The sequence below is a fragment of the Janthinobacterium sp. SUN211 genome (assembly GCF_030587315.1).
Taxonomy (GTDB): domain Bacteria; phylum Pseudomonadota; class Gammaproteobacteria; order Burkholderiales; family Burkholderiaceae_D; genus Janthinobacterium; species Janthinobacterium kumbetense.
The window spans coordinates 39,039-65,922 of the sequence record NZ_JAPWIC010000010.1 but is presented as its reverse complement, the minus strand read 5'-3'; the positions used below and the strand labels follow the sequence as shown (position 1 = coordinate 65,922).

Genomic DNA, 26,884 nt, shown 5'->3' with positions numbered 1-26,884 from the left:
TCAGGCGGCGATAGGCGGCGGGGCTGGCGGCGTGCTGGCGCGCGGGGCTTTTTGCGGCGCGACCTTGCCGCCGTCGGCGATCCAGCGGCGGTACACGCGCAGGGCCACTTGCGCATCGTCGGCCGCATACAGGATCTGCTTTTCCGTCAGGCGCGACGTGGCCCAGTTGGTGGTGGAAATCTTTTTCGATTTCTGCAGGTGCAGGCCGAAGAACTTGGCCACGGCCGTCTTCGCGCCCAGATCGTTGCGCTGGCCGCCGCGCAGGGCGACGGACAGGTCGAGCACCTGGGCCGGGGCGATGCCCAGCTTGTTGCGCAGGCGCTTGACGTCGTCGGACAGGCCGAAGCCCACCTTCAGGGTGGTGGTCGATTCGAGGATGGCCTTGAGTTCGGCCAGGGCCGGCGCCGGCGTGCTGCCCACCTGGAACAGGTAGGCGATGTCGTCGGTGGCCAGCTGGATCAGGTGCGGTCCCGTGGAGGATTCGCCCTTCACAAAGGTCGGCTTCGATTCCGTATCGAAGCCGATGGCGTCCGCTGCCAGCAAGGCGGCCATGGCCGCCTGTGCATCATCGCTGGTGCGTACCAGCTTGACGTGGTCGAGTGCAATGCCTTGATAGGGGGGCAGTGGCGGTGCGGCAGCTGTGTCCATGAAACCGGATCAGCCTTTGCGCGAGAATTTCGCGGTCAGCTGATTCAGTTTTTCCAGGCGCAAACGGTTCGCTTCTTCGGCGGCCGCGGCATCGCGCTCGGCTTTCTTGCGCTCGGCTTCCTTCTTGAAGCGCTGCTGCAATACTTGCGTGGCGTGGTCGCGGTGGGTTTGCGTCACTTCCGCGCCGGCGGTGCCGTCGAGGTCGTAGCGTACCTTGGCTTTTTCCATCACGCGCAGGTAGCGCAGCGAACCCGTGTGGATGCCCAGCGCCGTGCGCATCAGCTTGCGGTCCAGGTCCGGCAGGCGCGCGAGGATCTGCTTGTCGATACCGATCGACAAGGGCAGGCAATCGCGGAATGGCGGGAATTGCTCCTGGAACTGTTTCAGCAGCGCGCGCGCGGTCAGGCCGGCAGGCGCCGGCGTGGTCGCTGCGGCCGGTGCCGCCGCTGGGGCTGCATCGACTGGCGTGTCAGGAGTGGTGGCTTGCTGGTCTGGCGTGGAGCTGGTCATCGACATCATTGGTTGGGCTATAAAAGGGGAGCATAGCACGCGCCACAGGCAAGTGCATTGTCTTTTTTGGCAACTTGACCTGCGATAAGCGGGTTCGCACTACAGCCGGCACAGCGCGAAATACGGGAAATGTGTATAATGTCGGCTTGCGCTGATGACTGGACCCTGTTTTTGAAGGTCTGGCTCAGGTGTGCAGGGGATAGGAGCAGTGCGGCGCAGGGCCACCATTATTGATATTTTTGATATCGGTTATTCCACTTATCAATTATTCAGATAACGGGCCTTCGTGCATAATCTTGCTCTCCGCTGTGTCTTCACTGAACAACAATAGATTCAAGCCCGTTCTGGTACGGGCTTTTTTTCATTCCGCAATGTACATCGCTTATTTATCTGACCCGGCTTCGGCCCCGCGCTCCTCATGCCGGATGCGCGGGCTATGAACGTCACGATAGACAGGCGCCGCTGCCCTTGACGGCAGCCGCAACAATACGCTCCATCGAGTCCGGTTTCGCAGGCTTAGGTGGAATCATTCACTTCGCGCCGACACCATCTGGTCTCGCATTAAGAGATATCTCATGAAGAATACGCCAAAAACTTTAACGTTGTCCGCCAAGGCGCCACGCCCAGCCGCGGCGCCGCTTGCCGTACCCAAAACGACTTTATCTTACTTCATCGATAATGCGCAAGCGAATCCGGAAGCCACCGTCACGACGGCGCCGACCGTCGTCACCGTGGTGAAGAAAAGCCGCTCGCGCCTGGCTGCCGTGCCGCCGGCCGAAACGGTAGCGGAAGCCGCTGTTGCCGCGCCCGTGGCCGACGCCGCCGAAGCCGTGGAAGCTGCGCCCGTCAAGACGCCGAGCGTCAAAGTGGCGCCAAGCGCCAAGGCGGCGCCTGCGCCGCGCAAGGTCAGCGAAAGCGCCGCCACGAACAAGGTAGTGACGGCAGCCCGTTCGAAAGTCGTGCGCGCCAAGCCTGAAGCGGCGCCCGTGACCATCATCACCGGCGCGCAAGTGGTCAGCAAGACCACGGACGCCGATGCCCTGGCCGCCATCGATACCTCGAATTACTTCTTGCCGACCGTCAAGGTGCCGGGCCGCCGTGGCCGCAAACCGAGCGAATTCACGCCGGAAAACGACGAAGTGGCAGCACTGAACGCCGTCGAGCGCGCCGAACTGAAGGCCGTCTCGAAAGCGCGCGACCGCAAGGCCAAGGGCGGCCTGGCCGATGCGCTGGGCGATCCGGAAGCATCGGCAGCGGACCTGGAACGCCGCCGCAAGCAGATCACGGGCTTGATCAACATGGGCAAGGAACGCGGTTTCCTCACCTATGCCGAGATCAATGACCAGTTGCCGGAAAACATCATCGATCCGGAAGCCATCGAAGGCATCATCGCCACCTTCAACGACATGGGCATCGCCGTCTACGAGCGCGCCCCTGACGCGGAAAGCCTGTTGTTGACCGACAACGTCGCCACCGTCACCAGCGACGATGAAGTGGAAGCGGCTGCCGCGACGGCCCTGTCGACGGTCGACTCCGACTTCGGCCGCACCACCGACCCCGTGCGCATGTATATGCGTGAAATGGGCGCCGTGGCGCTGCTGACGCGCGAAGGCGAGATCGAGATCGCCAAGCGCATCGAAGGCGGCTTGAAGGACATGATCCAGGCGATTTCCGCCTGCCCGACCACCATCGGCGAAATCGTTGCGCTGTCGCAAAAAATCGCGCGCGATGAAATCAAGGTCGATGAAGTGGTCGACGGCTTCGTCGATTTGAACGAAAGCAATGCCCCGGCGCCTGCCGCTGCCGCCGCGCCCGCCGCCGCCAATGGTGACGACGAGGAAGAGGAAGAAGAAGCCGAGGAAGAAGACGGCGACGCCAATGGCGGCGCGGCCGGTTTCTCCAGCGAGCAATTGGCCCAGCTGAAAAAGAATGCGTTGGAGAAATTCAACGTCATTTCGACGCAGTACGACAAGATGCGCAAGGCGCCCGAGGGTTACAACTCGAAAGCCTACGTCAAGGCGCAGGAAGCCATTTCGCAGGAATTGCTGGGCATCCGCTTCACGGCCAAGGTCGTCGAAAAGCTGTGCGACACCCTGCGCGGCCAGATGGAAGAAGTGCGCCACATCGAGCGCGCCGTGCTGGAACTGTGCGTGAACAAATGCGGCATGCCGCGCGCCCACTTCATCAAGGTGTTCCCGGGCAATGAATGCGACCTGGAATGGGTCGACCGCGAAGTCGACTGCAAGTATCCGTACAGCGCCATCCTCAGCCGCAACGTGCCTGCCGTCAAGGAACTGCAAAAGAAGATGATCGACCTGCAAGCCCGCGTGGCCCTGCCGCTGGCAGACTTGCGCAAGATCAACAAGCAGATGGCTGCCGGCGAAAAGCGCGCGCGTCACGCGAAACGCGAAATGACGGTCGCCAACTTGCGTCTGGTTATTTCGATCGCCAAGAAATACATCAACCGCGGCTTGCAATTCCTCGACCTGATCCAGGAAGGCAACATCGGTCTGCTGAAGGCTGTCGATAAATTCGAATACCGCCGCGGCTACAAGTTCTCGACCTACGCCACGTGGTGGATCCGCCAGGCCATCACGCGTTCGATCGCCGACATGGCCCGCACCATCCGCGTGCCGGTGCACATGATCGAAACGATCAACAAGATGAACCGCATCTCGCGCCAGATCATGCAGGAAACGGGCAGCGAGCCGGACCTGGCGACCCTGGCCGTCAAGATGGAAATGCCGGAAAACAAGGTGCGCGAGATCATGAAGATCGCGAAAGAGCCGATTTCCATGGAAACGCCGATGGGCGAAGATGGCGATTCGCAACTGGGCGACTTCATCGAAGACAACACGACCCTGGCGCCGCTGGACGCCGCGCTGCACGCCTCGATGCGCAACGTGATCAAGGAAGTGCTGGACTCCCTGACGCCGCGCGAAGCGAAAGTGCTGCGCATGCGTTACGGCGTGGAAATGTCGAACGACCACACGCTGGAAGAAGTGGGCAAGCAGTTCGACGTGACACGCGAGCGCATCCGCCAGATCGAAGCGAAAGCCATGAGCAAGCTGCGCCAGCCTTCGCGTTCGGACAAGCTGAAAACCTTCTTGACGCAAAATTAAGTAGTCAGCAGGCAATAAAAAAGAGGCGCAAGCCTCTTTTTTTTCGCCCGTGCCGTGCGCGGCCTTACAGGAAATGCATGCGCTGGCCCGACACGCCGGCGCGGTGACGGCGCTGCAGCTGGTACAGCGCCACGCCGCTGGCGGAGATGAGGAAGGTGACGACCAGCCATTCCAGCGGGTTGCGGCGCGGCGGCGGCGGCGACGCTTGCGACGGCACGGCGAAGGCCTGGAATTTATGCCCCGTGTAGATGGCGCCCACCACGAGCCCGGCGTCCGTGATCTTGTTCGTCAGGTACAGGCCATCGTCGCGGCGGCGCACCGTCATCACGCCTTCCTTGTAGACAAAGGTCATCGGTTCAAAGCCATTGATGCTGACGCTGCCGACGACGTGTCCGGCCGCGTTGACTGCCGTGGCGTAGCTGTCGCCCTGGCCGATCATGGCGCCCAGGTCGAGCATGCGCTTGCCGTCCCAGGCAAAGGCGTGCCAGCGGCGCTTCTCCGTTTCCGAAGCGCCCACGATCAGGCCTGCGTCATTGATGGCGGTAGCCGAGCTGATGCGTCCGCCGGGCAGGGTGCCGATTTCCTGCATGCCCGTGCCGGGGCGGTAGACGAAGGCGCGGCGGTAGCCATCGCCGCGCTGGGCCGTGCCCACCACCACGCCATGGTTGTTCAGGCCGCTGGCATAGCTGCTGGCGCCGCCCAGGGTGCCCAGGTCTTGCAGGCTGTGATCGGCTTTCGTGACAAAGGCGTGGAAATCGCCGTCGCTGGTATCGGCATAGCCGGCCACCTGGCCGTCGCGCGCGATGGCCGTGGCATAGCTGCTGGTGCCGCCCAGGGTACCCAGGTCGCGCATGCCGCCCGCCGCATCGTAGTGGAAGGCATGCCAGGCGCCGCCGGCCGTCTGTGCCGAACCGACCACCACGCCATGGGTATTGATGGCCTTGGTGAAACCTTCATTGCCGCCCAGTGTGCCCAGCTCGCGGATGCGGCCATGCTGATATGTGACGGCGCGGCGCCGTCCTTCTTCCTCCATGATGATGCCGGCCACCAGGCCCGCCGGGTTCAGGTCGGACGCGATGCTGCCGTTGCCATCCCTCTCGCCAAAGCCGCGTTCGGCATAGATGGCGGCGCTGGCGGTGGGGACGACGGTCAGCAGGCACAGACCGAGCAGTGAGGCATGGAAGCGTAAGAACCGTGGCTGCATGATGGTTTCCTCAAAGAAAAAAACTTACTATACTTTCTTATGTTGAAAATGCATACTTAATTTGCTACTGTTTTTGCTAATTTTTGTATTTCATCATGCTCGGCCGGCGCGCCTTTCCTCGCGTGCGGCAGGTGGATTGCCAGCACCGTGCCCCGCCCCTCCTGGCTGTCGATGCGCAGTTCGCCGCCCAGCGCATGGACACGTTCGCGGATGCTCTTCAGGCCGAAGGCCGCCTTCTTGCCGTGGGCGTCCGGCTGCATGCCGATGCCGTTGTCGCTGATGCGCAGCACGATGGCATCCGTATCTTGCGCCAGCGCCACTTCCACCTCGCTGGCCTGGGCGTGGCGCACGATGTTCGACAGCGATTCCTGCAGCACGCGGAAGATGGCCGACGTCTGGCGCTGGTCCAGGCCCAGGTCGGGCGCCTCGCTGTCGAGCGAGAGCTGGTAGCGGATGGCACCGCGGCTTTCCATCTGGCGTATCAGCCATTCGGCTGCCGGGCCCAGGCCCAGCTCCAGGGTGCTGGGATGCAAGTCATTGATGATGGTGCGCACCGAGCGGATGGTGGCGTCGATGGTGTCGAGCACGCGCTGGGCGTGGCGGTGCAGGCGCGGGTGGGTCCTGGCCGTGCGCGCGTGCAGCAGCGACACGTCGATGCGCAGCACCATCAGGTTCTGGCCCAGGTCGTCATGAATGTCGAGCGCGATGCGGCGCCTTTCCTCTTCCTTGATGGTCTGCTGGTGGTCGGTCAGTTCACGCAGCTGGGCCAGGGTGCGCTGCAGGTTCTCCTCGTTGCGCTTGCTTTCCGTGATGTCGATGCCCATGGCGATGATCATCTGCGGCCGGCCTTGCGCATCGAAGATGGGTTTTTTATGCGTCTGCAGCAGGCGGTTTTCCTGCAGCCGCGCATTCCACACGAGTTCTTCGCGGATCACCACCTGGCGGCTGGCAAACGCTTCCTGGTCCGCCGCGTGGAATGCCTGGGTCTGGTCCGAGGGAAAGTGCTGCACGTCGCGTCCCTCGGCGATATCCTGGAACAGCACGCCCCATTGCTGCTCGCAAGCCTGGTTCATCAGCAGCATGCGCGAATCGGCGTCTTTCAGGAACAGCGACAGGGGCATCATGGAAATGATGTCCTGCAGCCGTTCTTCGCTGCGCGCCAGGGCCGCTTCCGTTTGCGCCCGCATGGCGATTTCCGCGGACAGTTGGAGATTGACGTCGAGCAACTGGGCCGTGCGCAGGGCCACGCGGCTTTCCAGTTCCGCATGGGCGACGGTCAGTGCATGTTCGGCCCGCTTGTGTTCGGTGATGTCGCTGGCCATGACCAGCGCTCCCGTCAGGGTGCCGCGCTGGTCGTACAGGCGGCGTCCGCTGAGCATGGCCCAGCGTTCCGAGCCGTCGCCATGCTGGTAATGCAGTTCTCCCATGCAACTATCCGTCGCCGTCTGGCGCAGCGGACACAGGCGCAGCAAGGTGGCTTCGTCGTGGAATTCGTCCATCGAGTGGTCCAGCAGCTGTTCCGCGGGGACGCCCAGCATGTCGCACAGGCGCTGGTTGACGTGCAGGATGCGGCCGTGCGCATCCGTTTGCCACATGCCGTCCTGCGCCGTTTCGCTCAGGTGCTGGTAGCGCATCAGGCTATCGTCGAGCTGCGCGCGCGTCAGGGCCAGGTGGCTGCGCAGCTTGCGCATCAGCCAGAGGACGGCGACGGCGGCGGCCAGCAGCAGCAGGGCCAGCCAGACATGCTGCCAGAAATCGAGTTCTTGCCAGGCCGCGCCGGCGAACCAGCCCAGCATGATCAGGATGAGGGCGCCGCAAGCGCCACTCAGGGTTTCAATCGACCATTTGCTCATCCGCGTCCCTGGCGTCGTGGTTGGCCGCTGCCGTGCGCCTGGCGCCGGAGAGGGGAAGGTATCCGACGCTAGTGTAATACCAATTGTTGTTTTCTTGAGAATATTTTTCCATTGGGCAAGCAAAAGGGCCGGCCCTTGCGGTGCCGGCCCTGTTTGCCGATGGCAAGGCGGTGCGATCAGCCCGTGTTGCGCAGGCCGGCCGCCACGCCATTGATCGACAGCTGGATGCCGCGGTGCACCCTTTCGTCGATCCGGCTTTCCGCCGACAGGGCGCGGTTGCGCTTGATCAACTCCACCTGCAGGTGGTTCAGCGGGTCGAGATAGGCGAAGCGGTTCTGGATCGAGCGGGCCAGCAGCGGATTGCCCGCCAGGCGTTCCGTGTTGCCGGTGATCAGCTCCAGGCAGCGCAGGGTGTTGCCGTGCTCGTCAGTGATGCGCTTGTAGATGCGTTCGCGCAAGCCCTGGTCCGCCACCAGTTCCGCATAGCGCGAGGCGATCGCCAGGTCCGTCTTGGCCAGCACCATGTCCATGTTCGACAGCAGGGTGGCGAAGAATGGCCATTCGGCGTACATGGCGCGCAGGGTGGCGATCCTGTCATCTTTCGCGGCGCCGTCGGCTTGATTGATCCACGTTTCGATGGCGCTGCCGAAGCCGAACCAGCCCGGCAGCAGCAAGCGGCACTGGCCCCAGGAAAAGCCCCAGGGAATGGCGCGCAAGTCTTCGATGCGCTGGTTGGCCTTGCGCGAGGCGGGGCGCGAACCGAGGTTCAGTTCGGCGATTTCCGCGATCGGCGTGGCCGAGAAGAAATATTCCGTAAAACCCGGCGTTTCATACACGAGGTGGCGGTAGGCGTGATAGGCGAGGTCCGACAGTTGCGCCATCACGGCTTCGAACTGCGCCAGCTGGCCGTTGCGGGCCGGATTGGCTTCCTGCGGCGCCAGGCTCGCTTCCAGGGTGGCGGCCACCAGCAATTCCAGGTTGCGCCGGCCGATTTCCGCGTTGGAAAACTTCGAGGCGATGATCTCGCCTTGCTCCGTCAGGCGGATCTGGCCGTTGACGGTGCCCGGCGGCTGGGCCAGGATGGCTTCGTAGCTGGGTCCGCCGCCACGGCCCACCGTGCCGCCGCGGCCATGGAACAGGCGCAGCTTGACGCCGGCCTTCTGGAAGTCGGCGACCAGCGCCAGTTCCGCCTTGTACAGTTCCCAGTTGGACGTGAGGAAGCCGCCATCCTTGTTCGAATCGGAATAACCGAGCATGACTTCCTGCAACTGTCCCTGCTTGGCGATCAATTGTTTGACCAAAGGCAAGGCCATGACCTGGCTCATGATGCCGGCCGCGCGCTGCAGGTCGGGGATCGTCTCGAACAGGGGGATGACCATCAGCTCGCAGATGCTGTCGCCAGTTTGCCAGTCGGTGCGCAGCAAGCCTGTTTCCTTTTGCAGCAGCAACACTTCCAGCAAGTCGGACACGGTTTCCGTGTGCGAAATGATGTAGTTGCGGATGGCCCGCGCGCCGTAGCGCTGGCGGATGCCGCGCGCCGCGCGCAAAATCGCCAGTTCGGAATCCGTTTCCGCCGCGTAGGCGATGTAGGGCGAGTACAGCAGGCGCGGCTGGGCCAGTTCGTTCAGCAGCAGCGCCTGCTTGTCTTCCTCGGACAGGGCCGTGTAATCGGCGGCCACGCCGCTTTTCGCGAACAGGTCGGCCAGCACGCGCTCGTGCACGTCCGAGGTCTGGCGCATGTCCAGCGACGCCAGGTGGAAACCGAAGATGTCGGCCGCGCGCGCCAGGGTGGCCAGGCGCGGGCGCACGAGGGCGGCGCCGTGGTGCGACTCGAGCGAGGCGACGATGGTGCGCAGGTCGGCCACAAAGGCGGCCGCGTCCGGGTAGGCGGCCGCGGCGCCCACTTCCTTGCGCAGGATGTTGGTGGCGCCCAGGGCGCGGGCCGTGGCGGCCAGGCGCGCATAGATGCCGATCAGGGCGCGGCGGTACGGCTCGTCGCTACGGTGCGGCGAGGCGTCCGGCGACTGGTCGGCCAGCGCCTGCAGTTCGGCGCTCACGCCCACCATCAGGGTCGAGACGGACAATTCCGCGCCCAGCGCATGCGCTTCGTCGAGGTAAAAGTCGAGGATGGTGGTGGCGTGGCGCGCCAGCGCGTGCTGCATGGTGCCCGCGTTGACGTTCGGGTTGCCGTCGCGGTCGCCGCCGATCCAGCTGCCCATCTGCACGTAGGCGGCGTTGATGGGCTCGATCGTGCCGTCGCCGTTCGGGTATTCGGCGGCGATATCGTCCTCGATGTCGTCATACAGGCCCGGCAGTTCGCGCAGGAAGGTGATGCGGTAGTAGGACAGGGCGTTTTCGATCTCGTCGGCCACCGTCAGCTTCGAGTAGCGCAGCATGCGCGTCTGCCACAGGGTGGCCACGCGCGAGCGCAGCAGCTGCATGTTGGCGTGCCGTTCTTTCGGCGTCTGCGGCAAATCGCGCTCGACCAGCAGGCGGGCGATGTCGTGCTCGGCGTCGAGGATGCTCTTGCGCTGCACTTCCGTCGGGTGGGCCGTCAGCACGGGGGCGATCAGTGCGTCCTGGAAGAAGGTGTCGACCGTCTTGCGCGGCACGCCGGCCAGGCGCAGTTTTCTCAGCGCGAAGCTGACGCTGCCCTTTTGCGCTGGCGAGCCGGCCAGCAGGTGGGCGCGGCGGCGGCGGATGTGGTGTTGATCTTCCGCAATGTTGGCCAGGTGCGAAAAGTAGGAAAAGGCGCGCACGACGGAAATCGTCTGTTCGCGGCTCAGTTCCTTGAGCATGGCGTCGAGTTCCAGCGCGGCGTCCGCGTCCGCTTCGCGGCGGAAGCGCACGGACGTCTGGCGTATGGTTTCCACCACATTGAAGACGGCGTCGCCTTCCTGTTCGCGCAGCACGTCGCCCAGCAGGCGGCCCAGCAGGCGGATGTCTTCTTTCAGCGGCGCGTCCTTGTCGGAGCCGGCCGCTGGAACTATTTCTGGTGCTACTGCGTCATTGAGCATAATAAAGAACCAAAGTAAGTGTAAAAGCAAGGGAATGTGGATCGCACCGGGCGTTTGGCCGCAGAGGGGAGGGGGCGCATGATAAAATTTGTGGTCTTCAACATGGACGCTAGCCTGACTTGGCCTTCTAGGCTAAGCGATAACGATTATAGCGACGCCAGGCGCCACCCGATACAAAATTGATATCAGACGGGCGAAATGGCAACGATAATGACAACGACAGCCACAGCGAAAGAACTTGTTTTGAAAGCATCCGAATTGACCCCGAACGAATTGAATATTCCTGCCCGCCTGGTGATCGCCACGCGCGAGAGCCGTCTTGCCATGTGGCAAGCTGAACACGTGCGCGCCCGCCTGGCCGCCCTGTATCCGCAGTGTAGCGTCGAAATTCTCGGCATGACCACACGCGGCGACCAGATTCTGGACCGCGCCTTGTCCAAGGTAGGCGGCAAGGGCCTGTTCGTCAAGGAGCTGGAAGTGGCGATGGAAGAAGGCCGCGCCGACCTGGCCGTGCATTCGCTGAAAGACGTGCCGATGGAGTTGCCGGAAGGCTTTGCCCTGGCCGCCATCCTCGAGCGCGAAGACCCGCGCGACGCGTTCGTGTCGAACGATTACGCCAGTCTGGCCGAGCTGCCGCACGGCGCCGTCGTCGGCACCAGCAGCCTGCGCCGCCAGTCGCTGATCGCCGCGCGCTATCCGCACCTGACGATTCTGCCCCTGCGCGGCAACCTCGATACGCGTTTGGGCAAGCTGGACCGCGGCGACTACGCGGCCATCATCCTGGCCGCCGCCGGCTTGAAACGCCTGGGCCTGGCGTCGCGCATCCGCGCCGTGCTGGCGCCGGAAGACAGCTTGCCGGCCGCCGGCCAGGGCGCCATGGCGATCGAGATCCGCAGCGGGCGCGCGGACGGCGCCGACCTGGTGCGCCTGCTGGCGCCGCTGAACCACACGGCCACGGCGCAAGCCGTCACGGCCGAGCGCAAGGTGTCGAAGATCTTCGGCGGCAGCTGCCAGATTCCGCTGGCCGCGTTCGCGACAGTCGACGGTGGCAACATGCGCTTGCGCGCCATGGTCGCCACGCCGGACGGCGCGCGCATGGCCAGCGCCGATGTTAGCGGTGCTGCCGGCGCGCCGGAACAGCTGGGCGAGCAAGTGGCCGAATTGCTGCGCGGGCAAGATGCCGCCGGCATCCTCGCCTCGTGCGCCGTCACTCCCGACAACCATGAAGGCCTGGCGCCGCATGCCTGACACCGTGGTGATCACGCGGCCCGCGGCGCAAGCGGGGCCGCTGGCCGCCCGGATCGCGGCGCTGGGCTTGCCAGTGCAACTGCTGCCGCTGCTGGAAATCCACGCGCTTGACGGCGTAGAGGAATGCGCGCGGCTGCAAGCCGTGCTGGCCCGCCTGAGCGATTACGACCTGGTGGCGTTCGTCTCGCCCAACGCCATCGATTGCGTCTTTGCGCATCTGCCCGCCTGGCCGGCCGGCCTGCCGCTGGCCGTGGTGGGCGAGGGCAGCCGGATGGCTCTGGGCGCGCATGGCGTCACGGACGCCAACGCGACCATCACGAGTCCGCTGGACACGGCGCGCAGCGACTCCGAACATTTATTATTGGCGCTGGACTTGCCGGCCCTGCGCGGCAAGCGCGTGCTGATCGTGCGCGGCGATGGCGGACGCGATTATCTGGCCGACGGCTTGCGCGCTGCGGGAGCAACTGTCGAGTTCGTCACGGCTTACCGCCGCAAGGTGCCAAGGCTGACGCCGGCCTTGCGGGCGACCCTGGAAAACCTGTTGCAGCATAATAATGACTGGATCATCACCAGCTCGGAAGCGCTGCGCGGCTTGCTGGCGCTGCTGGGCGAAATGGATGCTGAAAAGGCAGCTGTTGTGAAAATGCAACAGCAGCATCTGATCGTGCCGCACGCCCGCATTGCACAAACGGCGGCGGCCCTGGGTTTTGCCCGAGTCACCTTGACAGGATCAGGCGACGCAGGAGTGCTCGCCGCGTTACAATCACGACCATGAACGAAATGCCTACACTCTCCGAACCGAATGCAACGCCTGGCAGCGCCGTGAAGACGGCGCCGCAGGCGGCCGACCAACCTGCCGGCCGCGCGCCGACCCTGCTGGAACAGCTGCAAAAGCCCATGAGCATCGCCGTCATCGTGCTGGCCGTGCTGCTGGCTGCGCAAAGCTGGTCGACCAGCAAGCAGATCCGCAACCTGCGCGAAGAAGTGGCCAAGCGCCTGCAAAAAGGCGATGTCAGCAACGCCGAAACGGGCGTGCTGGCGCGCAACGTGCAAGAAGGCACGAAAGAGCTGCAAATCAAGGTGGGCGCGCTGGAAAACCGCCAGAGCGAAACGCAAAGCCAGCAGCTTGCGCTGGAGCAACTGTACAACGACTTGTCGAAGAACCGCGACGAGTGGGCGCTGACGGAAATCGAGCAAGTGCTGTCGACGGCCAGCCAGCAGCTGCAACTGGCCGGCAACGTGCCCGGCGCGCTGATCGCCCTGCAAAACGCGGACCGCAGCCTGTCGCGTTCCGACAAGCCGCAATTCATCACCATCCGCCGCGCCATCGGGCGCGACATGGAAAAATTGAAAGCCCTGCCCAGCGTCGATTCGACGGGCGTGGCCCTGCGCCTCGACGCCGTGATCGCCCAGGTCGACTCGCTGCCGATGCTGTCCGACGAAACGCCGGCCTTGCCGGCCGCACCGGAAAAACCGGGCAAGGCCAAGCCCGTGCGCGATGCGAGCGGCAAGCTGATGGGGCCGCCTGCGCCGGAACCGCTGCTGCAAAAAGTGCGCGACGGCTTCAATACCTGGAGCGGCGACATGTGGGCCGACGTGCGTCAATTGATACGCATCCGCCGCGTCGATACGCCGGAAGCGCTGATGCTGTCGCCGACGCAATCGTATTTCTTGCGTGAAAACGTCAAGTTGCGCCTGCTCAATGCCCGCATGGCCTTGTTGTCGCGCAATGAAACGGCTTTCCGCAACGATTTGATCGCCGCACAGGATGCGTTGGCCAAGTATTTCGACACCCGCGCCAAGAGCACGCAGACGGCGCAAGCCCTGCTGCGCCAGGTGCAGGGCAGCAACCTGGCCATCGAAATGCCAACCTTGTCCGACAGCCTGACGGCTGTGCGCAACTACAAAGCGAAGTCCTGAGCCCATGCGTCTATTTCTCTGGTTACTCGCCCTGATGGCCGCGGCGATCGGTATCGCCGTGACGGCCCGTTTCAATCCCGGCAACGTGGTGCTGTTCTATCCGCCATACCGCATCGATTTGTCGCTGAATTTCTTCCTGTTGCTGCAGGTCGTGCTGTTCGTGCTGCTGTACCTGCTGGTGCGCGCCGTGCGCGCCACCGTGCGCATGCCGGCGCAAGTGGCGGCCTACCGCCAGCGCAAGCGTGAGCGCGACGGCAACAAGGGCTTGCGCGAAGCCTTGAAAGCCCTGTTCGAAGGCCGTTTCGGCCATGCGGAAAAAGCTGCCTTGCGCGCCGCCGAGCTGGAAGAAAACGCCGGCCTGGCCGCGCTGATCGGCGCGCGCGCCGCGCACCGCATGCGCCAGTCCGAACGCCGCGACAGCTGGCTGTCGCGCGTCGAAGGCGATGCCAGCCTGAAAACGGCCCGCTTGATGACGGTGACGGAATTGCTGGTCGACGACCACCAGCCGGAAGCGGCCCTGGCCGCCGTGCGCGAACTCAATGCCAGCGGCACGCGCCACATCCACGCGCTGCAATGGTCGCTGAAAGCCGAGCAGCAGGCGAAGAACTGGCCGGAAGTGCTGCGCCTCGTGCGTTCGCTCGACAAGCACCGCGCCCTGCATCCGGCCCTGTCGTCGCGCCTGCGCGAACTGGCCTACGACCATCTGCTGTCCGACCCCTCGCATGACGCCGAGTCGCTGATGCGCGTGTGGTCCACCGTGCCAAGCGCCGACCGGGTCAAGCCATACATCGCCTGCCGCGCCGCCACGGCCCTGAATGCGCGCGGCCTGCACGATGAAGCGCGCCTCGTGTGCGAAGAATCGCTGGCCGCCGACTGGGACGAGCGCGTCGTGCGCGCCTACCGCGAAGCGGCGGCGCCAAGCGGCACGCCGGCCCTGCTGCTGCAGATCGAGCATTGCGAGCAATGGATGAAGCAGCGTCCGCTGGATGCGGAACTGGCGTTGACCCTGGGTACCTTGTGCCTCAAGCAAAAACTGTGGGGCAAGGCCCAGCGCCACCTGGAGCAGGCTTTGTCGGATGCCAACGAGCCGCAGATGGTGCGCGACGCCCACCTGAAGCTGGCGCAGATGCACGACGCCCTGCAGCAGACGGAACAGGCCGCCGCGCATTACCGGCAGTGCGCACTGGCTACCATCCTGTAAGCCGCTCGCAGACGTAAAAAAGCCGTTCAGTGCAGACTGAACGGCTTTTTTTATGCGCGCACTCCATGGCGGAGTGCGCTGCTACCTTGCTAATTTACTTCTTCGAGCTTTACTTCTTCGTTACTGCAGTGCCTTCCGGCAAGGCATACGCGACCAGGGTATCGCTCATCTTCGTGCCCAGCGAACCGTGGCCGCCGGCCATGACGACGACGAACTGGCGTCCCGACTTGTTCGACACATAGCTCATCGGGGTGGCCTGGCCGCCGGCTGGCAGGCGGGCTTTCCAGATCACCTTGCCGTTGCTGACGTCGTAGCCGCGGATGTAGTAGTCGAGCGTGCTGCTGAGGAAGGTCACGCCGCCGCCCGTGGTGACCATGCCGCCCAAGCTGGGCACGCCCAGCGGCAAGGGAATCGGCACGGGACCGCTGTCGCGCGTGGTGCCGTTCTTGTGCATCCACACTTTCTTCATGGTACGCAGATCGACGGCGGCCACATAGCCCCACGGCGGTGCCTGGCATGGGAAGCCCAGCGGCGACAGGAAGGCCTTGATTTCCACGGCGAACGGCACGCCCGTCTGCGGCTGCAAGCCCATTTCGCCACCCGTGCCGCCCTTGGCCGTCGTTTCCGCGCGCGGCACGAGTTTTTCCAGGAAGCCCATGTAGTCAGGGTTGACGATCAACAACTGGCGCACGGGGTCGATGGCCGCGCCGCCCCATTCGAAGATGCCCAGCGGGCCCGGCGAGATGACGGCGCCCTTGCCGGCCGTTTGCGGCGTGAACGGGCCTTCATAGCGGCGTTCCTTGAAGATGATGCGGCAGGCGAGCTGGTCGAACGGCGTGGTGCCCCACATGTCCGCTTCGCTGATATTGCGTTCTGGCAAGAAGGTCAGGGCCGAGAACGGCTGCGTGGGCGACAGGGTGTCGCCGGCGGCAGGATTGCTCGTCGGTACGGGTTTTTCCGGTGCCGGCACGACCAGGCTGCCGTCGCGGCGGTCGATCACGTAAATGTCGCCGCGTTTCGTCGTGGCAACAACAGAGGGTACTTTACCTTTCGGCGTGTCGATGTCGACCAGGCTCGGCTGGCCGCCGATGTCCATGTCCCAGATATCGTGGTGCACGGTCTGGTAGACCCAGCGTACTTTACCCGTCGCCAGGTCCAGCGCGACGATGGCGCTGTTGAATTTCTCGCCATTCTTGTTGCGGTTGCCGCCCCAGGTATCGGGGGTTTCATTGCCCATCGGAATGTAAACCATACCCAGCTTTTCATCGATGCTGGCCACGCCCCACGAGTTGGGCGAGTTGTTGGTGTAGTTCTTGCCTTCAGGGAAAGGCGCCGTATCTTCCGGCGTGGCCGGGTCCCAGTTCCACATCAGCTTGCCGGTGACGGGATCGTAGCCGCGGATGACGCCCGATGGCTCTTCCGTCGAATGGTTGTCCGTCACGCTGGCGGCGATCACGGCCATTTTCTGCGAGACGGCCGGCGGCGACGTTGGCATCAGGAAACCGCGCTTGATCATGGCCATGTTTTTATACAGGTTGACGACGCCGTTGTTGCCAAAGCTCTTGCACGACTCGCCCGTATCGGCATTGACGGCGATCATGGTGCCATCCATGGTCGGCGCCAGGATGCGGCGCGGGCATTCCATGCCGGCAGCTTCGGGAGCCGGATTGTTCTTCGCCCGGCCCGCGTTCACGTCCCAGTACGCCACGCCACGGCAGATCATGTGCTGGTAGCTGGCCGCGTCGCGGTTGATTTTCGGATCGTGGCGCCAGATTTCCTTGCCCGTGTCCGGGTTCAGGGCGATGACGATATTGTGCGGCGTGCACAGGTACAGCATGTCATTGACCTTCAGCGGCGTGACTTCGTTGGCGATCTCGCCCGGGTCGTTGGGACCCTTGAAGTCGCCCGTGTGGTAGGTCCAGGCTTCTTTCAGGCCGGAAATATTCGCGGGCGTAATCTGTGCGGCCGGGGCATAGCGGTCGCCATAGCCGGAGCGGCCATACGCGGACCAGTCGTTGTGCTCGACGCCGGGCGCGAAATCGCCGGAGGCCGTGGCGGCCATGTTTTCGGCCGGCACGTCGCCATGCAGGTCATGGTAGTCCTGGAACAGGGCGATGACGCCGGCGATGACGGTCAGGGCCACGGCGGCGGAGAGGGCCGTCTTGCCCGCTTGCGGCTGTTTCGCTGCGTCGGCGGGTGGGGCCAGGCGGCGGCTGACGAAGGGCAGCAGCAGCCAGACTGCGGCGGCAAACCAGATGTCGAGGCGCGGCAGCAATTGCCACCAGTCGAATTTCACTTCAATGAGGGACCAGATCAGGGTGGCGAGCAGCAGCAGCGCCATGCACGGTTGCGCGCTGCGCTTGCCCTGGAATACCAGCGCGCCGGCGATCAGCATGCCTATACCGGCCAGCAAGTAGTACCAGGAGCCGCCGAGCGTGGCCAGCCAGATGCCGCCGCCCAGCAGGGCGAGGCCAAACAGAATGAAAATAACGCCGGTGACCTTTAATAAAGGACCGGGCCGGAAAGAGGGAATCATCATATTCCTTTTTGCAAGGATTTATCGGTGGCGCGTGAGGCGCCATATTGAATTCAGGGAAGGCGTCGATTGCAGAATATACAAAGTTTGGAATCACCAGAATGTGACAGTTTATCAGAATTGATGATTGTCTTCCGGTAGTTCCATTTTTTGGCGGGGCTCTTATTTGAATCAAATAAACACTTCAAATAAGAACAAATATTATGCTGGATAAGGGTGTTTCGGGGCTGGCAGGCCGCCTGGAGGGCAGGGGACGGGGTGTCGCGCAATAATGCAGGGGCGCCGCGGAATGAATGAGAATAAAACTGTTGTTATAAGTGCCTGCAAAAAATGCAATGCGGATTATAATAACCATGCCTGGCGTGTGGCGATATTCAAATGAAAATACGCGGATATTCCATCGGCATTAATTCAAGGCGTCGGTAGTATTGCTTAAGTGTTTGTACTTATTATTGCCGATGGTTTGTTTATTCTCTCGATGGCCGGCTGTGCGCGCCGGCGGGCCAGGCACGCCACTGTTGCTGGCTGGACGCGCAAAACGCCGGCGAGCCGCTGCTGCATCGCACAAGCTGCCTGTACTTCGCTATAATTGCGCGGTTAAAACACAATCCGCTAATGAGGAACCCCATGAGTTTGAATAACGTCTCTTCCGGCCGCGATCTGCCGAACGATTTCAACGTCGTCATCGAAATCCCGATGAATGCCGATCCGATCAAGTACGAAGTCGACAAGGAAAGCGGCGCGATTTTCGTCGATCGCTTCATGGGTACCGCCATGCATTACCCGTGCAACTACGGCTACGTGCCGAACACCCTGTCGCCGGACGGCGACCCGGTCGACGTGCTGGTCATCACCCCGTTCCCGCTGATCCCGGGCGTCGTCGTGCGCTGCCGTCCTATCGGCGTGCTGAAAATGACCGACGAGTCGGGCGAAGACGCGAAAGTGCTGGCCGTGCCAGTCGACAAGGTCCTGTCGATCTACAGCCACTGGCAAAAGCCGGAAGACCTGAACGAACTGCGCCTGCGCCAGATCCAGCATTTCTTTGAGCACTACAAGGATCTGGAAAAAGGCAAATGGGTCAAGATCGACGGCTGGTATGGTCCTGAAGTGGCCAAGGAAGAAATCCTGAACGGCGTTGCCGCCTTCAAGACCGACGCCGCCAAAGCCTAAGAACACCCGGTAAGAAAAACGCTCCCCGCCTGCGATGGCCGGGAGCGTTTTTTTATGCGCGAAACGGGCTGTGCTCGTTCAATTCATCGAGGTAGGCGTCGATCCCGCCCCGTTCGCGCTCGAGGAAGCGCTGCACGGCGTCCGCAAAGGCCGGGTGCGCCAGCCAGTGGGCGGACCAGGTCTTTTGCGGCAGGAAGCCGCGCGCCATCTTGTGCTCGCCCTGGGCGCCCCCTTCGAAGGTGGCGATGCCGTTGGCGATGCAAAACTCCAGCGGCTGGTAATACGCCGTCTCGAAATGCAGGCAAGGCACGTGTTCGAGCGCGCCCCAGTAGCGGCCATACAGGGTGTCGGCCGTGTGGATCACCAGCGAGGCGGCAATGGCCCGGCCTTCGCGCTCGGCGATTACCAGGAGTATGTTCTGCGGCATGCTGGCGCCGATGCGCCGGAAGAAGTCCAGGCTCAGGTAAGGCGAGGAGCGGTGTTCCGCATAGGTATTGCTGTAGCAGCGGTGGAACAGTTTCCAGTCGGCATCAAGAGCGTCCACGCCGCGCACCTGGCGCAGGGTGACGCCCGCTTCCCGCACCTTGCGCCGCTCGGCGCGGATATTCTTGCGCTTCTTGTGTTCCAGGGTGGCGAGGAATTGCTCGAAATCCGTGTAGCCCGGATTGAGCCAGTGAAACTGCACGCCACTACGCATCAGGTAGCCGGCTTCCTCCAGCTGGCGCGCCTCGCTTTCCGGCGGGAACAGGATGTGGCAGGACGATACCTCGCTGGCTTGCTGCTGCGCCTGCAGGAAGGCCAGCAGGGCCGCGCGCGCCTCGCCATCGCGGGCCAGCAAGCGCGTGCCGCCGACGGGCGTAAACGGTATCGCGGACAGCAGTTTCGGGTAATATTCGAGACCATGTTGCTGATATGCATCGGCCCAGGCCCAGTCGAACACGTATTCGCCATACGAGTGCATCTTCAGGTACAGGGGCAGGGCGGCGGCCAGGGTCTCGCCTTGCCACAGCGCCAGGTAATTCGGTTGCCAGCCCGTATCCGCGCTGGCGCAGCCGGACTCGTGCAGCGCGTGCAAAAAGGCGTAGGAAAGGAAGGGAGTGGCGTCCGCCTGGCTTGCCAGCAGTTCAGACCAGGCCGCTTCGCCAATTTCAGCCAGGGTAGTGACGATAGCCGTGCGATAATTCATTGTTGTAGTGTGCATTCATCACTCTCGGGGCGCCGCCATCGGCCTGCGCGCCCCTGTCTTGTTTAATAGAACGAAATATCCATCATCATCATGACAGTCAAAGTCGCAATTGTTCAAATGAATAGTACGGTCGGCGATCTGGCCGGCAACCGTGCCAAGATCTTCGACCTTTCCCGCCGCGCGTTCGAGGCGGGCGCCGATATCGTGCTCACGCCGGAACTGTCGCTGGTCGGCTATCCACCCGAGGACCTGTTGCTGCGCAATGCATTCTACGCAAAAACGCAGGAAGCGTTTGCGGGACTGGCTGCCGACCTGGCCCAGTTCAAGGATTTGCACGTGGTGGTGGGCTTGCCCCTGCAGGACGAGAAGGGCGTGCGCCACAATGCCGCCTCCGTGCTGCTGAACGGCGAAGTGCTGGGCACCTATCGCAAGCACGACTTGCCGAATACGACCGTGTTCGATGAAAAACGTTACTTTACGTCATCCGACCAGGCTTTCGTGTTTGGCGTGAAAGGCGTGCGTTTCGGCATCAATATCTGCGAAGACACGTGGTTCGAGCATGCGCCCATGCGCGCCCGCGCGGCCGGCGCGCAAGTGCTGCTGGTGCCGAACGGCTCGCCCTACCACATGAACAAGCAGCATCTGCGCTATGACACCATGCGCAAGAACGTCAGCGCGCAAGGCATGGCCCTCGTCTACGCCAACCTGGTCGGTGGCCAGGATGAGCTGATTTTCGATGGCGACTCGTTTGTCATGGATGCGGCCGGCACGATCTGCGCCCAGCTGCGCCATTTCGGGGAAGACTTGCAGGTCGTCGATTTCGACGGCGCCACCCCCGTGCCGCAGCCGCTGGCCGCACCGTTGACCACCGAAGCGCAGGTGTACCAGGCGCTGGTGCTGGGCGTGCGCGACTACATAGGCAAGAACGGCTTCCCTGGCGTGCTGATCGGCATGTCGGGCGGCGTCGATTCCGCGCTGACCCTGGCCATCGCCGTCGATGCGCTGGGCGCCGACAAGGTGCGCGCCGTCATGATGCCGTCGCAATTTACGGCCGATATCTCGTGGATCGACTCGCGCGACATGGTAAAACGCCTCAATGTGCGCTACGATGAAATTCCGATCAAGCAAACTTTCGACGCCTTCCGCGCCACCCTGGCCGAGGAGTTCGCGGGACTGGCGGAAGATGCGACGGAAGAGAATATCCAGGCGCGCATCCGCGGCACCTTGCTGATGGCCCTGTCGAACAAGCATGGCAGCATCGTCTTGACGACGGGCAACAAGAGCGAGATGGCCGTCGGCTATTGCACCCTGTACGGCGACATGGCGGGTGGCTTTGCCGTGATCAAGGATATCGCCAAGACCCTCGTCTACCGCCTGTGTGCGTACCGCAACAGCGTGTCGGACGTGATACCCGAGCGCATCCTGACGCGCGGACCGTCGGCCGAGCTGCGCGCCGACCAGCTGGACCAGGATTCCTTGCCGCCGTATGAAATACTCGACGGCATCATGCAGTTGTACATGGAAGAAAATCGGCCGATCGCCGACATTATCGAGGCTGGCTACCCGCCGGCCGACGTGGCGAAAATCACGCGCCTGATCAAGATCAATGAATACAAGCGGCGCCAGTCGCCGGTGGGCATCCGCGTCACGCACCGTGGCTTCGGCCGCGACTGGCGTTATCCCATCACGTCGAAGTTTTACGAATAAGCAGCCATCTGTCCACAATCCAACAATTTTAAGGAGTAGCCATGAAACAGATTACCGCCATCATCAAACCATTCAAGCTCGACGAAGTACGCGAGGCTCTGGCCGATGTGAACGTGACGGGCTTGACCGTGACGGAAGTAAAGGGCTTTGGCCGTCAGAAAGGCCATACCGAGCTGTACCGTGGCGCCGAGTATGTGGTCGACTTCTTGCCGAAAGTCAAAGTCGAAGTGGTGGTGGACGACAGCGTGTCGGAACTGGTGGTCGACGCCATCATCAAGGCGGCCCGCACGGGCAAGATTGGCGATGGCAAGATCTTCGTGCGCGACGTGGAGCAGGTCATCCGCATCCGTACGGGCGAAACGGGTCCAGACGCCGTCTAGCACCAGCCATAAGCTACTGCGCGTCGTGCTTTGCGGCCTGCGATGCTCACCGTGCTTCAGCACGGTTGCGCTTCTTAGCCACAAATCGCTGCCGCTCGCTACGCTTCTGGCAGGCGCTATGTAGATGTTCTTCAGCAGACCGTAGGTCGGATTAGCGCCAGCGCGTAATCCGACATGAGTTGCCAATAATATTATGGATTACGCATCAGCACCGTTCAGCGCCCCAAGCGCATGTCGAATTTCCAGCAGATCAGGCGCAAGATGGTGATGCCGCTGGCGCTGGTCCACAGCGCGAAGTCGTGCTCGGCGCCGAAGTGCATCTGCAATAAATAAGCCCAGCAGCCGAAAAACGCGCAGATCGCATACGGTTTGCCGTCGCGAAACACCATCGGCACTTCGTTACAGACGATGTCGCGCATCACGCCGCCGAAAATCCCCGTAATCACCCCCATCATCGAGGCAATAAAGATCGGCATGCCGGCGCGCATGGCTTCGGCCACGCCCGCGATGGCGAACATGCCCAGGCCGATGGCGTCGGCGATGACGATCAGGCGTTCCGAGACGATCTGGCGCAAATGCTGGATCAGGGGCGCGGCCGTCAGGGCCAGCACGAAGATCAAAATTGCGTATTCCTGGTGCGACACCCAGAACAGGGGCCGCTTGTCGAGCAGGATGTCGCGCAGGGTGCCGCCGCCGAATGCCGTGATGAAGGCCACGACGAACACGCCGACCAGGTCCATGCGCTTGCGGCGCGCTTCGATGAAGCCGGAAAACGCGCCCACCAGGATGGCGATGACCTCAATGATCTTGATCAGCGAGCCAGGCGGCAATTGGGGTGGCATCATGGGTGGAGCGCTTGAGCAGGAAATAATTGTCACAGGTTAACATGACACGGCCCCGAATGGTGACAAACGGGGCCGTGTGCAGTGCGGAACTGGTGACTGAATTGTAATTGCTTGCTGTCAAGCCTAGCGGATGGGCTGCAGTGCGGAAGAAAGCAATACCACCAGCGCGCCATCGCCCCCTTCGGAGCGGCGCGCCTGGCAAAAGGCGATGACTTCATCCTTTTGCACGAGCCAGCTGTGCACCATCGATTTCAAGACCGGTTCCTGGCCTTTCGAGCCGAAACCCTTGCCGTGGATCACGCGCACGCAGCGTAGCTTGCGCCTTGTCGCCTGGTTCAGGAAGGCGCCGATGCCGTCGCGCGCCTCGTCGCGGCGCAAGCCGTGCAAGTCCAGCTCATCCTGCACGGGCCAGTGGCCCTTGCGCATCTTTTTTACGACGTCCGGTCCCACGCCGGGGCGGGCGTAGTTCAGGGCCGGATCGTTTTCCAGGTAATGGTCGACTTCGAATAAGTCCGACAGCGATTCGCGCAGCACGGCCGCATCGTCCTCTTCCGGCGACAGCTTGCGGGCCGGCTGCTGGGCCGCCATGGCGCCGGCCTTGGGCAGGCTGGGCACGTAGCGGTCCGACTCGGGCAGGCGCTTGACGCCGCCGATGCTGGCCTTGAACAGATTGCTTTCCACGGCTTGCACCTTGGCTTGCTGGACGCGCTGCGCCGCAACTTGCGCGCGCGCGTCCGCCTGCTCCTTGAGCTGCTTGCTGACCGCTTTCAGGTCGGCAAAGTCTTTCATCGACGCCATGCGACGCTTACTCCTGGCCTTCCAGGTAGCGCTGGGCGTCCAGTGCTGCCATGCAACCCGTGCCGGCGCTGGTGATGGCCTGGCGGTAGATGTGGTCTTGCACGTCGCCGGCGGCAAACACGCCCGGCGCGCTGGTGGCGGTGGCCATGCCTTCCAGGCCCGTCTTGGTCTTGATGTAGCCGTTGTGCATTTCCAGCTGGCCTTCGAAGATGCCCGTGTTCGGCTTGTGGCCGATGGCGATGAACACGCCGTGCACGCTCAGCGCTTCAACCTTGCCGTCGATGGTCGACTTGATGTTCAAGCCCGTCACGCCGCCTTCGTTGCCCGTCACTTCGTCCAGGGTGTGGTTATATTTCAACACAATCTTGCCTTCGGCAACCTTGGCGTTCAGGCGGTCGATCAAAATCGCTTCCGCGCGGAACTTGTCGCGGCGGTGGATCAGGGTGACTTTATTGGCGATGTTCGACAGGTACAGCGCTTCTTCGACGGCCGTGTTGCCGCCGCCGACGACGGCCACTTCCTGGTTGCGGTAGAAGAAGCCATCGCAGGTGGCGCAGGCGGAGACGCCCTTGCCCATGAATTCCGCTTCCGATGGCAGGCCCAGGTATTGCGCGGATGCGCCCGTGGCGATGATCAGGGTATCGCACGTGTATTCGTGGCTGTCGCCCTTCAGGCGGATCGGTTTTTCATTCAGGAAAGTGGTGTGGATGTGGTCAAACACGATTTCCGTATTGAAACGCTCGGCATGCTGCAGCAGGCGCTGCATCAGGTCCGGACCTTGCACGCCCATCGGGTCGCCTGGCCAGTTTTCCACGTCGGTGGTGGTCATCAGCTGACCGCCTTGTTCCACGCCGGTGACCAGCATCGGGTTCAGGTTGGCGCGGGCGGCGTAGACGGCGGCGCTGTAGCCGGCTGGGCCGGAGCCGAGGATCAAAACGCGGGCGTGTTTGGTAGTGGTCATAATGAGGCTTCTCTATGAGTGGGGTCTATCCGAATTGGGGGCATACGCGCGAAGAACAAGGGCGTATTGCGCTTGCGCAAGCAATCCACGATTATAGACCAAGCCGCCTGTAGCGACGAATCGTGGGGCCGTCCGCGGCATATATGGCTTAGAATACTTCCTTATTATGGGAAATTCCCTTTCAGAAACATTTTTCACCTTGCAGCGCTTCCCAGAATGACTAAACCAGCCCAGGCCAATCAAAATAGCTACACCCGAAAACCGGTCGAACGCCGGCCCCTGCCCAACCGGCTGGTGCGGCTGTTGTCCGAGGCGCGCTGGTTCGCGCTGGCCGCGTTTGCCTTGTATTTCGTGCTGATCCTGGCCAGCTTCAACAAGCTCGATCCGGGCTGGTCGCATGCCACCAACGTCGACAAGGTCGCCAACCTGGGCGGCAAGCTCGGTGCCACCTTCTCCGACCTGTTGCTGTATATCTTCGGCTTTTCCGCCTGGTGGTGGTGCGTGTGGCTGCTGCGCACGGTGTGGCATGGCTACCGGCGCCTGAGTAAGCGCTTCCTGCTGGAAGAGGAAGAGGTGGAGCGCGAGCACCATGTCGAGATGCTGATCCGCATCGTCGGCTTCTCCATCATGCTGATCGGCAGCATGGGCCTCGAATACCTGCGCATGGCGAAAAGCCTGCACGTGCAGCTGCCGCGCGATCCGGGCGGCGTGCTGGGCCAGCTGGTGGGGCACTCGGCCCACGTGGCCTTCGGTTTCACGGGCGCCACTTTATTGCTGTTGCTGCTGTTTGGCCTGGGTTTCAGCCTGTTCTTCCATGTGTCCTGGCTGCAAGTGGCCGAGCGCATCGGCGGCGCCATCGAAGACGCTTTCAACTGGTTCGTGCTGCGCTACCAGGACCGCGAAGACCGCCGCCAGGGCGAAGTGGCCGCCGTGCGCCGCGACGAAGTGGTGGTCATCGAGCGGGCCAAGCACGTGGAAAAGCACGTGGCCGCGCCGCCGGTGAAGATCGAGCCGCAGGTTGTGACGGTGGTGAAATCCGAGCGCGTGGAAAAGGAACGCCAGGCCCATCTGTTCGAGAACCTGGGCGATGGCAAGCTGCCGCCTTTGTCGCTGCTGGACGAGGCGCCACCCGTGGTGGAAACGGTTTCCGTGGAAACCCTGGAATTCACGAGCCGCCTGATCGAAAAGAAATTGTCTGACTTTGGCGTGGATGCCAAGGTAGTGGCCGCTTACCCCGGCCCTGTGGTGACGCGCTATGAAATCGAGCCGGCCACGGGCGTCAAAGGCAGCCAGATCGTCGGCCTGGCGCGCGACCTGGCCCGTTCGCTGTCGCTGACGTCGATCCGGGTGGTGGAAACCATTCCCGGCAAGAATTACATGGCCTTGGAATTGCCGAACAGCAAGCGCCAGATCGTGCGCCTGACGGAAATCCTCGGCTCCAAGGTCTACAACGATGGCGTGTCCAGCCTGACGATTGCGCTGGGCAAGGATATCGCCGGCAAGCCCGTCGTGGCCGACCTGGCCAAGATGCCCCACTTGCTGGTGGCCGGTACCACCGGTTCCGGTAAATCCGTGGGCATCAATGCGACCATCCTGTCGCTGCTGTACAAATCCGACCCGCTCGACGTGCGTTTGATCCTGATCGATCCGAAGATGCTGGAAATGTCCGTCTACGAAGGCATCCCGCACTTGCTGGCGCCCGTCGTGACGGACATGCGCCAGGCCGGCCACGCGCTGAACTGGGCCGTGAACGAGATGGAACGCCGCTACAAGCTGATGAGCAAGATGGGCGTGCGTAACCTGGCCGGCTACAACGCGAAGATTGCCGACGCGAAAAAGCGCGAAGAACACATCCCGAATCCGTTCAGCCTGACGCCGGATTCGCCGGAACCGCTGGAAAAACTGCCGACCATCGTCATCATCATCGACGAGCTGGCCGATCTGATGATGGTGGTGGGCAAAAAAGTCGAGGAATTGATCGCGCGTATCGCGCAAAAGGCGCGCGCCGCCGGCTTGCACTTGATTCTGGCCACGCAGCGCCCATCTGTAGACGTGATCACGGGCTTGATCAAGGCCAACATTCCTACGCGTATCGCCTTCCAGGTGTCGTCGAAGATCGACTCGCGCACCATTTTGGACCAGATGGGCGCGGAAACCCTGCTGGGCATGGGTGACATGCTGTACATGCCGCCCGGCACCGGCTTGCCGATGCGCGTGCACGGCGCGTTTGTGTCCGATGAAGAAGTCCACCGCGTCGTCAGCCATTTGAAGCTGCAGGGCGAACCGAATTACATCGAGGGCATCCTCGAAGGCGGCACTCTGGAAGGCGACGGCGCCGAAGGTGGCGCGCCGGGAGAGGGCGGCGGCGAGGCCGATGCCCTGTACGACCAGGCGGTGGCGGTGGTGCTGAAAAACCGCCGCGCCTCGATTTCGCTGGTGCAGCGCCATTTGCGCATCGGCTACAACCGCGCCGCCCGTCTGCTCGAGCAGATGGAGCAGAGCGGGGTGGTATCAACCATGCAATCCAATGGCAACCGGGAAATCCTGGTGCCGGCGGCAAGTGCCGAACAAGGGTAAA

At 62.7% G+C, this 26,884-nt stretch carries 19 protein-coding genes; 9 read left to right on the top strand and 10 right to left on the bottom strand.

What is annotated here, in order from left to right:
* Entirely contained in the window at nucleotides 1–648 is a 648-nt protein-coding gene (locus O3301_RS25725) for a 3'-5' exonuclease (RefSeq protein ID WP_077401767.1), read from the bottom strand.
* Between the two features lie 9 nt (nucleotides 649–657).
* Nucleotides 658–1,167 (bottom strand): ProQ/FINO family protein, encoded by a 510-nt coding sequence (locus O3301_RS25720; RefSeq protein ID WP_034758713.1) that lies wholly within the window; start codon nucleotides 1,165–1,167, stop codon nucleotides 658–660.
* Between the two features lie 566 nt (nucleotides 1,168–1,733).
* On the opposite strand from O3301_RS25720, the gene rpoD reads away from it, so the two are divergent.
* Complete coding sequence (rpoD, locus tag O3301_RS25715; RefSeq protein WP_305057850.1) at nucleotides 1,734–4,280, top strand: RNA polymerase sigma factor RpoD; 2,547 nt, start codon at nucleotides 1,734–1,736, stop codon at nucleotides 4,278–4,280.
* 64 nt (nucleotides 4,281–4,344) lie between these two features.
* Here rpoD and O3301_RS25710 read toward each other — a convergent pair whose 3' ends face one another.
* The 3 genes from O3301_RS25710 to ppc form a co-directional block, all read right to left on the bottom strand.
* Nucleotides 4,345–5,484: an HAF repeat-containing protein gene (locus tag O3301_RS25710; RefSeq protein ID WP_289919186.1), complete on the bottom strand. Its 1,140-nt coding sequence runs from the start codon at nucleotides 5,482–5,484 to the stop codon at nucleotides 4,345–4,347.
* Nucleotides 5,485–5,540: 56 nt separating this feature from the next.
* Entirely contained in the window at nucleotides 5,541–7,337 is a 1,797-nt protein-coding gene (locus O3301_RS25705) for a PAS domain S-box protein (RefSeq protein ID WP_289919187.1), read from the bottom strand.
* Nucleotides 7,338–7,513: 176 nt separating this feature from the next.
* The gene (gene ppc, locus O3301_RS25700) at nucleotides 7,514–10,354 is read right to left on the bottom strand and encodes a phosphoenolpyruvate carboxylase (protein WP_305057849.1); all 2,841 of its coding nucleotides are present in this window, start codon (nucleotides 10,352–10,354) and stop codon (nucleotides 7,514–7,516) included.
* 243 nt (nucleotides 10,355–10,597) lie between these two features.
* On the opposite strand from ppc, the gene hemC reads away from it, so the two are divergent.
* Genes hemC through O3301_RS25680 form a run of 4 tightly spaced genes read left to right on the top strand, consistent with a single transcriptional unit; the run spans nucleotide 10,598 to nucleotide 14,723 of the window.
* Complete coding sequence (gene hemC, locus O3301_RS25695; RefSeq protein WP_305057848.1) at nucleotides 10,598–11,602, top strand: hydroxymethylbilane synthase; 1,005 nt, start codon at nucleotides 10,598–10,600, stop codon at nucleotides 11,600–11,602.
* Complete coding sequence (locus tag O3301_RS25690) at nucleotides 11,595–12,377, top strand: uroporphyrinogen-III synthase (protein WP_305057847.1); 783 nt, start codon at nucleotides 11,595–11,597, stop codon at nucleotides 12,375–12,377. Before hemC ends, O3301_RS25690 begins: the two co-directional genes overlap by 8 nt.
* Nucleotides 12,374–13,522, top strand: a complete 1,149-nt coding sequence (locus O3301_RS25685; RefSeq protein ID WP_077401782.1) for a uroporphyrinogen-III C-methyltransferase — start codon at nucleotides 12,374–12,376, stop codon at nucleotides 13,520–13,522. Before O3301_RS25690 ends, O3301_RS25685 begins: the two co-directional genes overlap by 4 nt.
* Before the next feature lie 4 nt (nucleotides 13,523–13,526).
* Complete coding sequence (locus O3301_RS25680) at nucleotides 13,527–14,723, top strand: heme biosynthesis protein HemY (RefSeq protein ID WP_071653290.1); 1,197 nt, start codon at nucleotides 13,527–13,529, stop codon at nucleotides 14,721–14,723.
* Nucleotides 14,724–14,832: 109 nt separating this feature from the next.
* Here O3301_RS25680 and O3301_RS25675 read toward each other — a convergent pair whose 3' ends face one another.
* Nucleotides 14,833–17,262, bottom strand: a complete 2,430-nt coding sequence (locus O3301_RS25675) for a membrane-bound PQQ-dependent dehydrogenase, glucose/quinate/shikimate family (RefSeq protein ID WP_251351839.1) — start codon at nucleotides 17,260–17,262, stop codon at nucleotides 14,833–14,835.
* A 624-nt stretch (nucleotides 17,263–17,886) separates the two neighbouring features.
* Here O3301_RS25675 and ppa point away from each other — a divergent pair.
* Complete coding sequence (gene ppa, locus O3301_RS25670) at nucleotides 17,887–18,429, top strand: inorganic diphosphatase (protein ID WP_034786159.1); 543 nt, start codon at nucleotides 17,887–17,889, stop codon at nucleotides 18,427–18,429.
* 52 nt (nucleotides 18,430–18,481) lie between these two features.
* Here ppa and O3301_RS25665 read toward each other — a convergent pair whose 3' ends face one another.
* Nucleotides 18,482–19,615: a GNAT family N-acetyltransferase gene (locus O3301_RS25665; RefSeq protein WP_305057950.1), complete on the bottom strand. Its 1,134-nt coding sequence runs from the start codon at nucleotides 19,613–19,615 to the stop codon at nucleotides 18,482–18,484.
* Between the two features lie 90 nt (nucleotides 19,616–19,705).
* Here O3301_RS25665 and O3301_RS25660 point away from each other — a divergent pair, with 90 nt between their 5' ends.
* Together O3301_RS25660 and O3301_RS25655 are read left to right on the top strand one after the other, a co-directional pair.
* A complete protein-coding gene (locus O3301_RS25660; protein ID WP_305057846.1) occupies nucleotides 19,706–21,322 on the top strand; it encodes an NAD+ synthase in 1,617 nt (538 codons plus the stop codon).
* A 41-nt stretch (nucleotides 21,323–21,363) separates the two neighbouring features.
* Nucleotides 21,364–21,702, top strand: coding sequence for a P-II family nitrogen regulator (locus O3301_RS25655; RefSeq protein ID WP_034758685.1), 339 nt, complete (start codon nucleotides 21,364–21,366; stop codon nucleotides 21,700–21,702).
* A 215-nt stretch (nucleotides 21,703–21,917) separates the two neighbouring features.
* Here O3301_RS25655 and O3301_RS25650 read toward each other — a convergent pair whose 3' ends face one another.
* The 3 genes from O3301_RS25650 to trxB form a co-directional block, all read right to left on the bottom strand.
* Nucleotides 21,918–22,547 carry a trimeric intracellular cation channel family protein gene (locus O3301_RS25650; protein ID WP_034786156.1) on the bottom strand — a complete coding sequence of 210 codons (630 nt, stop codon included), beginning with the start codon at nucleotides 22,545–22,547 and terminating at the stop codon, nucleotides 21,918–21,920.
* A gap of 123 nt (nucleotides 22,548–22,670) precedes the next feature.
* On the bottom strand, nucleotides 22,671–23,345 hold the full coding sequence (locus tag O3301_RS25645) for a Smr/MutS family protein (RefSeq protein ID WP_305057845.1): 675 nt from the start codon (nucleotides 23,343–23,345) through the stop codon (nucleotides 22,671–22,673).
* A gap of 7 nt (nucleotides 23,346–23,352) precedes the next feature.
* Entirely contained in the window at nucleotides 23,353–24,306 is a 954-nt protein-coding gene (gene trxB / locus O3301_RS25640; RefSeq protein ID WP_034786153.1) for a thioredoxin-disulfide reductase, read from the bottom strand.
* Nucleotides 24,307–24,522: 216 nt separating this feature from the next.
* Here trxB and O3301_RS25635 point away from each other — a divergent pair, with 216 nt between their 5' ends.
* Nucleotides 24,523–26,883, top strand: coding sequence for a DNA translocase FtsK (locus O3301_RS25635; RefSeq protein WP_099664816.1), 2,361 nt, complete (start codon nucleotides 24,523–24,525; stop codon nucleotides 26,881–26,883).
* The last annotated feature ends 1 nt before the right edge of the window (nucleotide 26,884 follow it).

Coding starts and splice junctions, on each gene's coding strand:
- O3301_RS25675 (WP_251351839.1), bottom strand. CDS start 17,262: ATGATGATTCCCTCTTTCCGGCCCGGTCCTTTATTAAAGGTCACCGGC.
- O3301_RS25635 (WP_099664816.1), top strand. CDS start 24,523: ATGACTAAACCAGCCCAGGCCAATCAAAATAGCTACACCCGAAAACCG.
- O3301_RS25650 (WP_034786156.1), bottom strand. CDS start 22,547: ATGATGCCACCCCAATTGCCGCCTGGCTCGCTGATCAAGATCATTGAG.
- O3301_RS25705 (WP_289919187.1), bottom strand. CDS start 7,337: ATGAGCAAATGGTCGATTGAAACCCTGAGTGGCGCTTGCGGCGCCCTC.
- O3301_RS25680 (WP_071653290.1), top strand. CDS start 13,527: ATGCGTCTATTTCTCTGGTTACTCGCCCTGATGGCCGCGGCGATCGGT.
- rpoD (WP_305057850.1), top strand. CDS start 1,734: ATGAAGAATACGCCAAAAACTTTAACGTTGTCCGCCAAGGCGCCACGC.
- O3301_RS25685 (WP_077401782.1), top strand. CDS start 12,374: ATGAACGAAATGCCTACACTCTCCGAACCGAATGCAACGCCTGGCAGC.
- O3301_RS25645 (WP_305057845.1), bottom strand. CDS start 23,345: ATGGCGTCGATGAAAGACTTTGCCGACCTGAAAGCGGTCAGCAAGCAG.
- O3301_RS25655 (WP_034758685.1), top strand. CDS start 21,364: ATGAAACAGATTACCGCCATCATCAAACCATTCAAGCTCGACGAAGTA.
- ppc (WP_305057849.1), bottom strand. CDS start 10,354: ATGCTCAATGACGCAGTAGCACCAGAAATAGTTCCAGCGGCCGGCTCC.
- O3301_RS25725 (WP_077401767.1), bottom strand. CDS start 648: ATGGACACAGCTGCCGCACCGCCACTGCCCCCCTATCAAGGCATTGCA.
- trxB (WP_034786153.1), bottom strand. CDS start 24,306: ATGACCACTACCAAACACGCCCGCGTTTTGATCCTCGGCTCCGGCCCA.
- O3301_RS25690 (WP_305057847.1), top strand. CDS start 11,595: ATGCCTGACACCGTGGTGATCACGCGGCCCGCGGCGCAAGCGGGGCCG.
- O3301_RS25665 (WP_305057950.1), bottom strand. CDS start 19,615: ATGAATTATCGCACGGCTATCGTCACTACCCTGGCTGAAATTGGCGAA.
- O3301_RS25720 (WP_034758713.1), bottom strand. CDS start 1,167: ATGATGTCGATGACCAGCTCCACGCCAGACCAGCAAGCCACCACTCCT.
- O3301_RS25710 (WP_289919186.1), bottom strand. CDS start 5,484: ATGCAGCCACGGTTCTTACGCTTCCATGCCTCACTGCTCGGTCTGTGC.
- ppa (WP_034786159.1), top strand. CDS start 17,887: ATGAGTTTGAATAACGTCTCTTCCGGCCGCGATCTGCCGAACGATTTC.
- O3301_RS25660 (WP_305057846.1), top strand. CDS start 19,706: ATGACAGTCAAAGTCGCAATTGTTCAAATGAATAGTACGGTCGGCGAT.